Source organism: Rhodococcus sp. NPDC056506, assembly GCF_042794945.1.
Lineage (GTDB): Bacteria > Actinomycetota > Actinomycetes > Mycobacteriales > Mycobacteriaceae > Rhodococcus_F.
In genome coordinates, this window is the sequence record NZ_JBHTSW010000029.1 from 1 (window position 1) to 12,604 (window position 12,604).

14 protein-coding genes are annotated in these 12,604 nt (G+C 63.1%); 5 read left to right on the forward strand and 9 right to left on the reverse strand.

Translation table 11 applies throughout. The features are described 5' to 3' along the window. Nucleotides 1-54 precede the first annotated feature (54 nt). Both rsrA and ACFQ6H_RS20795 read right to left on the reverse strand, forming a co-directional pair. Entirely contained in the window at nucleotides 55-336 is a 282-nt protein-coding gene (gene rsrA / locus ACFQ6H_RS20790; protein WP_003940722.1) for a mycothiol system anti-sigma-R factor, read from the reverse strand. Then, the gene (locus ACFQ6H_RS20795) at nucleotides 333-1,034 is read right to left on the reverse strand and encodes a sigma-70 family RNA polymerase sigma factor (RefSeq protein WP_378447603.1); all 702 of its coding nucleotides are present in this window, start codon (nucleotides 1,032-1,034) and stop codon (nucleotides 333-335) included. The genes rsrA and ACFQ6H_RS20795 overlap by 4 nt, the downstream gene beginning before the upstream one ends. A gap of 207 nt (nucleotides 1,035-1,241) precedes the next feature. Between ACFQ6H_RS20795 and ybaK the strand changes: the two genes are divergently transcribed. Both ybaK and ACFQ6H_RS20805 read left to right on the forward strand, forming a co-directional pair. Continuing rightward, complete coding sequence (ybaK, locus tag ACFQ6H_RS20800) at nucleotides 1,242-1,736, forward strand: Cys-tRNA(Pro) deacylase (protein WP_378447604.1); 495 nt, start codon at nucleotides 1,242-1,244, stop codon at nucleotides 1,734-1,736. 24 nt (nucleotides 1,737-1,760) lie between these two features. Further along, entirely contained in the window at nucleotides 1,761-2,492 is a 732-nt protein-coding gene (locus ACFQ6H_RS20805) for an SIMPL domain-containing protein (RefSeq protein ID WP_378648292.1), read from the forward strand. Nucleotides 2,493-2,495: 3 nt separating this feature from the next. On the opposite strand, the gene ACFQ6H_RS20810 is transcribed toward ACFQ6H_RS20805, so the two are convergent. Continuing rightward, complete coding sequence (locus ACFQ6H_RS20810; RefSeq protein ID WP_378534046.1) at nucleotides 2,496-3,248, reverse strand: SOS response-associated peptidase; 753 nt, start codon at nucleotides 3,246-3,248, stop codon at nucleotides 2,496-2,498. 49 nt (nucleotides 3,249-3,297) lie between these two features. On the opposite strand from ACFQ6H_RS20810, the gene aroA reads away from it, so the two are divergent. Both aroA and rsgA read left to right on the forward strand, forming a co-directional pair. After that, a complete protein-coding gene (aroA, locus tag ACFQ6H_RS20815; RefSeq protein ID WP_378648294.1) occupies nucleotides 3,298-4,611 on the forward strand; it encodes a 3-phosphoshikimate 1-carboxyvinyltransferase in 1,314 nt (437 codons plus the stop codon). Then, nucleotides 4,560-5,597 carry a ribosome small subunit-dependent GTPase A gene (gene rsgA, locus ACFQ6H_RS20820; protein WP_378447608.1) on the forward strand — a complete coding sequence of 346 codons (1,038 nt, stop codon included), beginning with the start codon at nucleotides 4,560-4,562 and terminating at the stop codon, nucleotides 5,595-5,597. Before aroA ends, rsgA begins: the two co-directional genes overlap by 52 nt. A gap of 71 nt (nucleotides 5,598-5,668) precedes the next feature. Here rsgA and ACFQ6H_RS20825 read toward each other — a convergent pair whose 3' ends face one another. The 6 genes from ACFQ6H_RS20825 to ACFQ6H_RS20850 form a co-directional block, all read right to left on the reverse strand. After that, nucleotides 5,669-6,910, reverse strand: a complete 1,242-nt coding sequence (locus ACFQ6H_RS20825; protein ID WP_378447609.1) for a fatty acid desaturase family protein — start codon at nucleotides 6,908-6,910, stop codon at nucleotides 5,669-5,671. Nucleotides 6,911-7,048: 138 nt separating this feature from the next. After that, complete coding sequence (locus ACFQ6H_RS20830; RefSeq protein WP_020907111.1) at nucleotides 7,049-8,311, reverse strand: acyl-CoA desaturase; 1,263 nt, start codon at nucleotides 8,309-8,311, stop codon at nucleotides 7,049-7,051. Between the two features lie 24 nt (nucleotides 8,312-8,335). Continuing rightward, nucleotides 8,336-9,454 carry a ferredoxin reductase gene (locus ACFQ6H_RS20835; RefSeq protein ID WP_378648296.1) on the reverse strand — a complete coding sequence of 373 codons (1,119 nt, stop codon included), beginning with the start codon at nucleotides 9,452-9,454 and terminating at the stop codon, nucleotides 8,336-8,338. A 92-nt stretch (nucleotides 9,455-9,546) separates the two neighbouring features. Further along, nucleotides 9,547-10,047, reverse strand: coding sequence for a DUF6912 family protein (locus tag ACFQ6H_RS20840; protein ID WP_020969223.1), 501 nt, complete (start codon nucleotides 10,045-10,047; stop codon nucleotides 9,547-9,549). Nucleotides 10,048-10,088: 41 nt separating this feature from the next. Beyond that, entirely contained in the window at nucleotides 10,089-11,498 is a 1,410-nt protein-coding gene (locus ACFQ6H_RS20845) for a wax ester/triacylglycerol synthase family O-acyltransferase (RefSeq protein ID WP_378447610.1), read from the reverse strand. Next, nucleotides 11,492-11,917 (reverse strand): HAD-IA family hydrolase, encoded by a 426-nt coding sequence (locus ACFQ6H_RS20850; RefSeq protein WP_378544890.1) that lies wholly within the window; start codon nucleotides 11,915-11,917, stop codon nucleotides 11,492-11,494. The genes ACFQ6H_RS20845 and ACFQ6H_RS20850 overlap by 7 nt, the downstream gene beginning before the upstream one ends. Before the next feature lie 132 nt (nucleotides 11,918-12,049). On the opposite strand from ACFQ6H_RS20850, the gene ACFQ6H_RS20855 reads away from it, so the two are divergent. Continuing rightward, complete coding sequence (locus tag ACFQ6H_RS20855; protein ID WP_378544893.1) at nucleotides 12,050-12,568, forward strand: Rv3235 family protein; 519 nt, start codon at nucleotides 12,050-12,052, stop codon at nucleotides 12,566-12,568. The last annotated feature ends 36 nt before the right edge of the window (nucleotides 12,569-12,604 follow it).

Here is a 12,604-nt window from a genome sequence, read left to right on the forward strand (position 1 = left end):
GCCCCTCGGCGTTACTGCCTTCCGACTACTGCCCCTCAGATCTTCGCTGACGGGCTAGCTGTCGGTTTCGGTAGTCGTGATGACGATGGTCCGACGCAATTCGACGGTGAGCCGCTGACGCAGGCTTTCCGGTGCGTGATCCCCGCCGCACTTACGGTTGATCAGGCTCTTGACCTTCTCCTCGATCCCGTAGGCCTCGAGGCACGATCCGCAGTCGTCGATATGACGTTGCAGACGAGCGCGACTGGAATCGTCGCATTCACCGTCGAGCATCAACCAGACGTCGGCGATGACTGCCGAGCAGTCGAGCCTTTCGAATTCGTCCTGCTCACTCATCGTTTGACACCTTCCGCCTCGGTGGCTGCGCCGGCCGTGGCCGTGTCGACTGCGCCGTCCCGATTGAATCCACGATCTTTGGCGACATCGGCCAAGAGACCACGCAATTGCTTACGACCACGATGCAGCCGTGACATCACCGTTCCGATGGGTGTGCCCATGATCTCCGCGATCTCCTTGTACGGGAATCCTTCGACGTCGGCGTAGTACACCGCCATCCGGAATTCCTCGGGCAGCGACTGCAGCGCCGCCTTGATGTCGTCGTCCGGCAGCGCGTCGAGAGCCTCCACCTCGGCCGAACGCAGCCCGGTGGACGTGTGCTCTGCGGTGGCGGCCAACTGCCAGTCGGTGATCTCGTCCGTCGGATACTGCGCGGGTTGGCGCTGCTTCTTGCGGTACGAGTTGATGTAGGTGTTGGTGAGAATCCGGTACAGCCAGGCTTTCAGGTTGGTACCGGCACGGAACGATCGGAAAGCCGTGTACGCCTTGACGTACGTCTCCTGCACCAGGTCTTCGGCATCAGCCGGGTTCCTCGTCATGCGCAGTGCAGCGCCGTACAACTGGTCGAGCAACGGGAGCGCGTCACGCTCGAACCGGGCAATCAACTCATCCGCAGTTTCGGGCGTTTCGGACACCGCACCATCGACAGGTTCGGAAACCTCCGACGGTTCGTCCTTGGGCCGGTCGTGTTCCAGCACTCTGATCCCTTCACTAGCCGTAGGGATCAAGGTTACCGCCAACTGAAGATCCGACCCACGGGCCGGTGGTGGCTCACACACAGCCAGCACGGTCGCTCCTTCGCTTCTCGGGACAAGTTTCATCAACTGTTACCAACACGGGAGTCTGCGACTCTGTTCCCGGCCTGGTCGGAGTCCTTATAGAGGGGTCCACCTAAGGTCTTCGTCATGGCTGGAACAGCGACCCCTGCAACCGCACTGCTCGGCAAGTCGAAGACACCGCACCGCGTTCACAGCTACGACCACGACCCCCGCGCCGAATCGTTCGGCGACGAGGCGGTCACGGCGCTGGCCGAGTTGGTAGGCGTCGAGGCCGCCCAGATCTTCAAGACCTTGGTCGTCAAACTCGACACGGGCAAGCTCGCCGTCGCGGTTCTGCCGGTACCGGACAAACTCTCACTCAAAGCTGCGGCCGCTGCCCTCGGCGCAAGCAAAGCCGTCATGGCAGATCGCGCCGAAGCCGAGCGCTCGAGCGGCTACGTCTTCGGTGGTATCTCACCGCTCGGCCAACGCAAGAAGCTGCCGACCGTGATCGACGCCTCGGCTCTCGACTGGGATCGGGTTCTCTGTAGTGCCGGACGACGCGGCCTCGAAATCGAACTGGCTCCGGCCGACCTTGCTCAGCTGAGCGGCGCGGTCACCGCACAAATCACCGCGGGCTGAGGATCCGGTCGCTACGGTCTGTTCATGCGTCCACAAACCAAGCGTCCACCCGTGAAAATTTTTGCACTGACCGCTGCAGCCGCTGCCCTCACCGTCTCGTTGACGGCCTGCGGGAGTTCCGACAGCGCCGGCAAGGAAGTCACGGTGGTCGGATCAGGACAGGTCCGCGGGGCGCCGGACATCCTCAATGCGGACATCGGCATCGAGGTTGTCGCCGCGGATGTATCGGGAGCGGTTTCCGAGTCGAATGACAAGGCCCGCCAGATGATCGACGCGATAGTCGATGCCGGCGTGGCCGCCGAGGACGTGCAGACAAGCGATCTGTCGGTTCAGCCGCAGTACGACGCCAGTGGTGGGCCGTTCGTCGGCGGCAACGTGACGGGCTACCGGGCAACCAACTCGGTACGGATCGTCGTCCGCGATCTCGACAAGGCTTCAGGTGTCCTGGACGCCGGTATCGCGGCGGGTGGAAACGCAGCGCGACTCGGCAACGTCGCCTTCGCCATCGACGACAACTCCCAGCTTCTGGCCGACGCACGCACTCGGGCTTTCGAGGACGCGAAGAACCGTGCCGAGCAGTACGCGGATCTGTCGGGTACGTCATTGAAGAACGTCGTGACCATCACCGAGGCGCACGACACGAGCGGTGGCCAGACCATGCGCGCTCCCGGCGACGCCTCGATGTCCGACATCGTTCTCGCCCCGGGAACCCAGCAGGTTTCGTTCGAAGTGACCGTCACCTGGTCTCTCGGCTGACCGCTAGAGCAGACTGATCTGCTCTCCGGCACGGTCGATGTCCGGCTCGATCAATTCGTGTCCGTTGTTCTTGACACTGTTGACCAGCGGCCGGACTCGAGCGATGTCGATCCGCTCGAAAAGGTCCGGGGTCGGTTCGAGCAGGGCCGAATCGACGGTGTTGTCGGGATCGAGCCACGCCTCCCAGCGGTCACGAGGCAGGGCTAGGGGCATCCGGTCGTGAACCTGCTCCAGATGACCGAGTGAGTCGACTGTGACGATCGAGCAGCTCAGGACGGGGCTCGCATTCTCGACCTTCGGGTCTCGCCAGGCAGACCACACACCAGCCATGAACAGCCGTGATCCGTCGTCGGGGTGCATGTAGTAAGGAATCTTCGCTGCCTTTTTCCCGCCAGTGGCCTCGGTCTGCCACTCGTACCACCCGTCCATCGGGACCAGGCAACGCTTGAACTTGAACGCGGTCCGAAACGCGGGCTTGTCCGCCAACGAGTCGGCACGCGCGTTGAACAGGACTGGGCCTTTACCCAGTTCCTTGGTCCACGAGGGCACCAATCCCCAGCGCATCCGCCGAATCCTCTTGGTCGGATCGCTGTCGGGGTTTTCCCGATCGTGGCGTTCCACGACGGTCAACACCTCGGTCGTCGGAGCCACGTTGTAGTCGGCTTCGACGGGCGCCGAGTGGTCGGTCTCGTCGAGCGCATCGAGTTCCACCGCCAGGGTGGCCGGGTCCGCTGTGGTCGCATACCTTCCGCACATGACACCCAGGGTGGCACGGTTTCGACCATTCCCCCACCGATGAGAGAAGATGGACCATGTGAGTCTGAGTCTGTGGAGCGCCCCGAGGGCCCAAGCACCCGTCGATGCAGTGGTGACGCTGCCCGGATCCAAGTCCATCACCAATCGAGCTCTGATTCTGGCCGCGCTGGCGGATGGCCCCTCCACGATCACGGGTGCACTCCGCAGTCGAGACGCAGACCTGATGATCGCCGCTTTGCGCGACCTCGGTATCGGCGTCGAGGAAGCCGGCGATCCGACCACACTTCGAGTAGTTCCCGGTCCCCTCCGCGGCGGAGACGTCGACTGCGGACTCGCCGGCACCGTCATGCGCTTCCTGCCGCCGCTCGCCGCGATGGCCGACGGAATCGTCCACTTCGACGGCGACGAGCAGGCACGCACACGACCTCTCGGCACCATCCTGGAGGCACTGCGCGGACTCGGCGCACACATCGAGGGTGACGCACTCCCGTTCACCGTTTCCGGAACCGGATCCCTACGCGGCGGGACGGTCACCATCGACGCATCCGGTTCGTCGCAGTTCGTCTCCGGTCTCCTCCTCTCAGCCGCCGCCTTCGAGGAGGGTGTCACCGTCCATCACGACGGCAAGCCGGTTCCCTCCATGCCGCACATCGACATGACCGTCGAAATGCTCAGGCAGGCCGGCATTTCCGTGACGACGCCCGCCACGGGTGGCGACGCGGACACCTGGCGAGTGGCACCGGGGCCCGTACGCGCCGTGGACTGGGCGATCGAACCCGATCTCTCCAACGCCACACCGTTCCTGGCCGCTGCCGCAGTCACCGGAGGAACCGTCAGTGTCCCGATGTGGCCGTCGTCGACGACACAGCCTGGTGATGCGATCCGCGGGATCCTCGCGTCGATGGGCGCCGACGTCACTCTTGCCGACGGCGTGCTGACTGTTCGCGGTCCGGAGAAATTGCGCGGCATCGACATCGACCTCCACGACGAGGGAGAACTCACCCCCACCGTCGCGGCACTGGCCGCTCTCGCCGAGGGCACCTCGCACCTACGAGGTATCGCGCACCTGCGCGGGCACGAGACCGACCGTCTGGCCGCCCTAGCCGACGAGATCAACAAGCTCGGCGGCTCCGTCACCGAAACCGACGACGGACTGACCATCGTCCCCACGGAACTCCATGGCGGACAATGGCTCTCGTACGCCGACCACCGCATGGCGACAGCCGGTGCCATCATCGGCCTGGTCGTCGACGGCGTCGAGGTCGACGACGTCGGAACCACCGCCAAGACGTTGCCCGGCTTCGAGAACATGTGGGTCGACATGCTCGAAAGTTCGACCGCGACGCCGAAGGCAAGCTTCTGACTCCGCGGCAGTACGACGAGTCCGACGTCCGGGTACGCCCTGGACGCGGATCACGCCCCCGTACGAAGACTCGGCCCGAACACCTATCGGCTGAATCGGGAATGGTGGTCTCGAAAGATCGTGGCCGTTGGGGTTGCGTCCTGGGCGGCGATCCCGACCGGCTGATCGTGACGATGCGCGCCCGCGAGCTGGGCCGCACCCCCATCGTCGTCGGCGATCAGGTGGACATTGTCGGCGACCTGTCGGGCAAAACCGACACCCTCGCTCGCATCATCCGGGTCTCCGAGCGTTCAACGGTTCTGCGCCGAACAGCCGACGACACCGATCCCTTCGAACGCATCGTCGTCGCGAACGCCGAGCAGTTGCTCATCGTCGTGGCACTCGCGGATCCCCCACCGCGCACCGGCTTTGTCGAGCGCGCACTGGTCGCCGCCTACGTGGGTGGCCTGACGCCGATCGTCTGCCTGACCAAGAGCGACCTCGAACCACCCGAGGAATTCGCGAGCACTTTCGCCGACCTCGACATCCAAGTGGTCGTCGCCGGCCGTGACGACCCCCTCGACGAACTGACCCAGATCCTCGAGCACAAGTTGACCGCCCTGATCGGGCATTCCGGCGTCGGAAAGTCGACACTGGTCAATCGCCTTGTCCCCGACGCCAATCGGGCGGTCGGCATCGTGTCCGGCGTCGGCAAGGGGCGGCACACGTCGACCCAATCGGTGGCGCTCCCCCTAGCCGGTGGCGGCTGGGTGATCGACACCCCCGGCATCCGTTCGTTCGGTCTGGCGCACATCTCACCCGAGAACGTGGTGGCGGCGTTCTCGGACCTGGCCGCGGCCATCGAGGATTGCCCGCGCGGATGCACGCACCTGGGTCCGCCGGCGGATCCCGAATGCAAGCTCGACCTACTGGAGGGCAAATCCGCACGGCGCGTCGTCGCTGTGCGACAACTGCTGGAAGCGATCAAGTCCAACGATCAGTACTGAGCAAGACCGCGCAAGAAAAGCGGCCCGACACCATCGAATGGTGTCGGGCCTCTTGTCAGCGAAATCGGGAATCAGCGCAGGCCGAGGAGGCTGCGCAGCTTTCCACTCTTACGCTTACGTGCGATGGCGCTCTTGAGGCCGCTACGACGCCCGGTCACGGGATCCACAGTCGACGTCGGATCCCCGTCGAACATCCGCTCCGACGCCGTCTCGGGCGCATTGTCGACGGTGTCCTTGAGGTACTTGTTGGGCAGCGACAGCTTGGCGATGGTGCGCCACGACTTGGCGTACTGCACGGCAAGCGGGCCCGTCGTGTACGGCAGGTCGTACTTGTCCGCGAGCTGACGCACCGTGACCGCAATGTCCTTGTAGCGGTTGCTGGGCAGATCGGGGAACAGGTGATGCTCGATCTGGTAGCTCAGGTTGCCCGTCATGAAGTCCATGAGCGCGCTGCCCTCGATGTTGGCGCTGCCGAGCATCTGGCGCAGGTACCACTGAGCCTGCGTTTCCTTGTCGATGTCTTCCTTGGTGAACTTCTCGGCGCCGTCCGGGAAGTGGCCGCAGAAGATGACCGCGTTGGTCCACACGTTCCGCAGGGTGTTGGCGGTGAAGTTGGCCGACAACGTGCTCTTCCACGCCGGGCCGGTGATGGCCGGGTAGATGACGTAGTCGCGCAGGACCTGCTTGCCGATCTTCTCGCCGACCTCACGGAGCTTGCGCTGCGTCTCTTCCTTGTCGGCGCGGCCCTTGGCCACCTTGCCCAGCTCGAGGTGCTGAGCAGCGATGCCGTACTCGAAGAACAGGGCGAGCAGGGTGTTGTAGACCAGGTTGCCGGCGTTGAAGGGCTTCCACCGCTGATCGCGGGTGACGCGGAGGAGCCCGTATCCGACGTCGTCGTCCATTCCGAGGACGTTGGTGTACTTGTGATGCAGGTAGTTGTGGGTCTGCTTCCAGTGCGCAGACGGGCCGGTGACGTCCCACTCCCACGAGGTGGAGTGGATCTCCGGGTCGTTCATCCAGTCCCACTGCCCGTGCATCACGTTGTGCCCGAGTTCCATGTTCTCGATGATCTTCGAGAGCGTCAGCAGGCCCACTCCGGCGAGCCACGCCGGACGGCGACGGCTGGCGAAAAGCACTGCGCGGCCACTGATTTCGAGCGAACGCTGCAGGCGAATGACGTTGCGCACGTAGCGCGCGTCCTTCTCGCCGCGCGACTCCTCGATGTCGCGACGAATCGCGTCGAGTTCGCGGCCGAGCGCCTCGATGTCAGCGTCCGTGAGATGTGCGTATTCCTTGACATCTGCAATCGCCATGGAAAGCCTCCTAGCAGTGAGTTAGGCGCAAAGTAGTAAGTGCAGAACGATCATGATTTCGAATCGTTCAGATCAACTGCACCTACTGTAGCGTAACTTACGGCACCGTAGGTTAGGTTTTTCCCGATGTAACCTATATCACTTCCGGCGCTTCGGCATGCGGGAACGGGCCTGCGACTTGAGTGCAGTCAACAATCCCAGACGCTTACCGGTGACCGGATCGGTACGCAGGTCCTCGACCATCGCCATGGCTGCATCCCGGAACCCCGAGTCACGGAAACGTAGTTCCGAGGACGTTTCCGGAGCATTGTCCGAGGTCGCAGTGAGCCACTTGTCCGGCAATGCCAGCTTGTGGATCGTGCGCAGTGCCAGAAGGTACTGCTTGAAGAGCGAACCGGTGGTGTACGGGAGATCGAACTTCTCGCACAGCGCACGCATCTTCACGGCAATCTCGGGGTAGCGGTTGCTCGGCAGATCAGGGAACACGTGGTGCTCGATCTGGTAGCTCAGGTTGCCACTCATGAGTCCCATGAGCTTGCCGGAATTGAAGTTCGCACTTCCGAGCATCTGGCGCAGGTACCACTCGTGACGAGTCTCCTGCTCGAATTCGGCAACTGTGAACTTCTCCGCGCCGTCCGGGAAGTGGCCACAGAAGATGACGACGTACGCCCACAGGTTGCGCACGAGATTCGCGGTGGCATTGGCCGTCATGGTCGACTTCCACGCCGGCCCCGTCAGCGCCGGGAACAAGATGAAGTCTTTGCCGACCTGACGAAAGATCTTGCGCGCGAAGTCTTTGTTCGCCTGCGAGTTCAGTTGGCCCTTCTCCGCGCCCTCCAACTCGGCTGCCGCTGTGAGGTCGTGCAGCGCGATACCCCACTCGAACGTGGCCGCCAAGATCACGTTGGCGATCGGCTGGAAGAGGTTGATCGGCTTCCACGGCTCGTCACGCGTCATACGCAGAATCCCGAAACCGAGATCCTCGTCCATCCCTACGACGTTGGTGTACGTGTGGTGCTGGTAGTTGTGTGCACGCTTCCAGTGCTCGGAAGGACCGGTCTGATCCCACTCCCACGAGACCGAGTGAATCTCGGGATCGTTCATCCAGTCCCATTGCCCGTGCATGACGTTATGCCCGAGTTCCATGTTCTCGATGATCTTCGACAGGCTCAGCAGGGTTGTACCGACCAGCCACGCCGGTCGATACCGACTGCCGAACAGCGCGATACGCCCGCCGAGCTCCAACGCGCGTTGCACGCGAATGACGCGACGAATGTAGCGGGCGTCCCGGATTCCGCGAGAGTCTTCGATGTCGAGTCGAATCTGATCGAGTTCACGTCCGAGAGCTTCGACATCGGCCTCGGTGAGGTGCGAAAACTCTTTGATATCGGTGATGGCCACCGTGGTCCTCCGTGTGCCTAGAAGCTATGCGTCCAGCGTACAGTCGCCCGCGGCGGCGGAGATGCACGTCTGGATGCGCTCACCCTCCGCGTGCTGTTTCCCCGAGCGTAGATCGATCGCGTGACCGGCAACGAGAGGTACGACACACGTCTGGCAGATGCCCATGCGGCAACCGAACGGCATCAACGCACCGGACTGCTCGCCGGCCTCCAGAAGCGTCGTCGCGCCGTCGACGGTGATCGTCTTACCCGACTTCTCGAACGTGACCGTGCCGCCGTCCGCCGAAGCGTCGATGCGCGATACCGCGAATCGCTCCATGTGGAGGCGATCCTCGATACCTTCCGCCTTCCAGACATCCTCGAGTTCGTCGAGCAACGGAAGCGGTCCGCACGCCCAGGTGTGGCGCTCGCGCCAATCGGGGCAGACCGTGTCGAGAGAGCTGAGTTTGAACTTTCCGTCACGCCGTGTGAGTTGGACGTGCCTGACGAAGTCCTCGTGCTCGACGTGCAGCGCCGTGAGTTCGTCGGCGAACATGACGTCGGATTCCGTCGGAGCCGAGTGGATGTGCATGACGTCGGGCAATTGCCCGCGACGGTTCATCGTCCGCAACATGCCCATGACCGGAGTGATGCCACTGCCCGCAGTGATGAACAGGATCTTCTCCGGCGGCGGATCCGGCAGAGCGAAGTTGCCGGACGGCGTGGCCAGTCGAACGATGGTTCCCGACGGGACCGCGCCACTGACGAGGTGGCTCGACAGGAAGCCCTCGGGCATGGCCTTGACCGCGATGGAGATGCGCTTGTTCTCCCAGTTGGGCGGAGAAGTCAGGGAGTACGAGCGCCAATGCCAACGACCGTCGATGTGGAGGCCGATACCGATGTACTGCCCCGGCTGGTAGTTGAAGTCGAATCCCCAACCCGGCTTGATGACGATGGTCGCCGAATCCGTGGTCTCGGGCCGTACTTCGACGATCTGACCACGCAACTCGCGGGCCGACCACAACGGATTTGCGAGGTGGAGATAGTCGTCGGGAAGCAATGGTGTGGTCAGCCGAGCCGCCGCACCGCGAAGCAGATTGAGCTTCGACCGCGCTGCCGGAACCACCGACGCTGCCGGTGCCTCGATCCAGTCCTTCAGACCCATCAGACCTCCACCTCTCACCTTCCGAACCCACTGCCTACGGTACCGTAGGTTATCAGGTTACGGTACCGTAGGTTACTTAACAGTAAGCACATTCACAGCAGGTCGAGCAAGAACGGCAACTCCTGCGCGGCATACCACGCCAACTCGTGGTCCTCCGCGTCGCCGAGCGTGAACTCGGCATCGGCATCACCGAGATCCGCCGCGTCGACTATGCCAGCAGCGCGCTCGATGTCCGATTCTGCCTGTTCGAGGTCGACATGCACAGATGCAACCTGAGCCATCGTGACAGGACCTGCCAGTCGAACCACCGAATCGTCGAGATCGGGCCGCAGTTTCACGTCCGCATCGTCGACGTCGGCAGCGACGACGGCCCGACGGAAGGTGACGTCACCCTCGGTTCCGGCGATCAATCGCAGCGACGCACGCGCCGCCTCACCCATCGCGACCTCGGCCAACTCGTCGTCGTCCCCCGCCGCATACGACTCGCGAAGAGTCGGGGTGACCGCAAAAGCCGTCCGGCTCATCGGGTCGAACTCCTGATCTGCGACCAACTTCTGCAAAATCTCGACCGTCGCCGGCACGTACACCCTCATGAGACCACCTTCATGCTCGTTCGTCCCTGCTCGTTCGTTCGTCACCGACTCGCATCCGTCAATTCCTCGAGTGACTCGAAAATCAGCGAACGAACGACGTCGACGTCCGACATCGCGTCACGGTCGGCATTCAAACCGTAGTAGACATTTCCGTCGTACGACGTCAGGGCGATGCTGAGTGTCTGATTCTTGAGCAGTGGCGACACCGGATACATCTCCAGCATCCGAGCCCCGCCGAGGTAGAGCGGGAACTGCGGACCCGGTGCGTTGGTGATCATCAGATTGAACATTCGCTGCGAGAGACTGCTGGCCGCGCGTGAACTCATCGCATGCAGCGTCGCCGGCGCAAACCCGGACATCCGCACCATCGTCTGTGCGGTCACCCGCCGGCCCTGGCGTGCAAACGCCTCCGTCGCATGCGCAACGTGCGAGAGCCGAACCACCGCGTTGGGTTCACCGACAGGCAGGTCGATCAGGAACGAGGAAACATGTCCCGGCGCCTGCGGATCGTCGACGTCGGGACTCTCGGGGCCGTCCGTGTAGACCGACATGGGAACCATCGCCCGCACAATGGTCGCCTCGGTCACCGGTTCGCCGCGCGAGAGCAGCCAGTTCCGCATCGCACCTGCGATGACGGTCAGAATCACGTCGTTGATCTCGCACCCGTACCTCGCCCGAATACGTCGGTAGTCCTCGAGAGACGTCTTGGCCACCGCGAGGCGTCGATTACGCGAGATCGTGGCGTTGAGCGGGCTCGACGGGGCCACTTGCGTCGCCGTTCGAACCACTTCTGCAAGTTTTCCGAGTGCACTGACCGCCTCGGTGACAGACGTGGTCACGTCGTTGAACGTTGCACGCGCCCGTGCGATCCCCTCCCCCGGGCTCGTCACGAGGTCTGCCAGTGCACTGACCAACAAACTGGTGTCGCTCGGCGGCCTGGCCGGCATCCACAGTTCCTCTGGGCCGGGCGCTCGATTCTTCTCCGGATCGAAGATCACCTGGCTGATTTCGGGAGCCGCTTCGCCGTCGACCAACGACGAATGAGACTTCGTGAAGATGGCAAATCTGTTTCTGGTCAGCCCCTCGACCAGGTACATCTCCCACAACGGCCTCGTGCTGTCGAGCGGTCTGGACGTCAGCCGGGCGATCAGATCCATCAGCTGTTCGTCTGAACCGGGCTTCGGCAGAGCCGATCGGCGTACGTGGTAGGTGATGTCGAAATCCGAGTCGTCCACCCACACCGGGCGGGCCAAGCCGAACGCCACCTCACGAACCCTCTGGCGGTACCGCGGAACCGATCCGAGCCGATCTTCGACCAGACGAAGCAATTCCTCGTGATCGATCCCGTTTCGCAGTTGCCTGAAAATCCCCAACGAGCCGACATGCATCGGCGTCGTCCCGGCTTCGAGGAAGTAGAAAGCCGCGTCCTGAGTGGTCAGTCTGTTCACCATGGCTTCGTGTCCCCTCCTTCGCCCAGATCGAACAGAATCGACAACTCCTCGATCGTGGATTCCGAGCCGACGTGATGGACGCCGACCATCCCGACGGCCACCGCCGCGCGCACGTTGACCTCGAGATCGTCCACGAAAACGAAGTCCCCCGGGTCGACGCCCAACCGACTCGCCGCCAGCAGATAGATCTCGGCATCCGGCTTCGCCATCTCCACGTCACCGGACAGGATCACGTCGTCGACCAAGACCCCGTCGCCGAGATCCCGCAACCACTGAGCACTGGCGCCGCCGGGATCGTTACTGACGATTCCCGTCACGATTCCGCGGGCCCTCACAGCGCGCACGAGCGCGCTCAAGCCCTCGAGATCCGATCCCGGACCGAACAGCACGCCACCGACATCCAACAGAAGTCCCCGCACGCCATCACCCTAAGTCGCGATGGTGATCACGGCGACATCTCGAGCATTTCGTGTCATGCTTCTCACCATCGCTCGGGGGAGCGAAAGTCCGAGTCGTCCAACTCGGACGCACGATCATCCGGGGGGGATGTCATGGAGCAGGACTGCAAAATTGTTCTCGAGCCGGCACCACAATTCGAGCCTCACGCGCACACCGTCGTGCTGTCGCGGCCGCAGTGCCGACCAGACCTGACGCAGTGCCGAACAGACCGGACGCTGCGTCGCCCGCGAAAGACGCCACACAACGGAACATCGCCCAGTACCGGGTTCACTCACGCTCCGGAACCGCGGCTGGCAGGTGCCGACATCTTCTGGAACCGATCACTGCGTCTGGTTCTCGAAACCGTCGACCGACGACGAAATCCACGCCAGCTCAGCGGCGTACTTACGCCAGGAGTCCTGGAAGTTGTTGCGCGACTTTACGCTTCAGACTATTCGGCCCGAAAGATGGGCGGCGCGGCCGTTCACCGCACCCACGTTCAAGCGGTTTCGGAGCGCACCGCCGAAGTCTGTGCGACGTACACACGAGGCAAGCAGACATTTGCCGTCGCAGGTCGGATCGACCACACAGACGGAACAGGCTGGACGGTCACCGCACTACACGTGGTGTGACCGTCCAGCCTGTCGAGAACTGTCCGTACTGAAAAC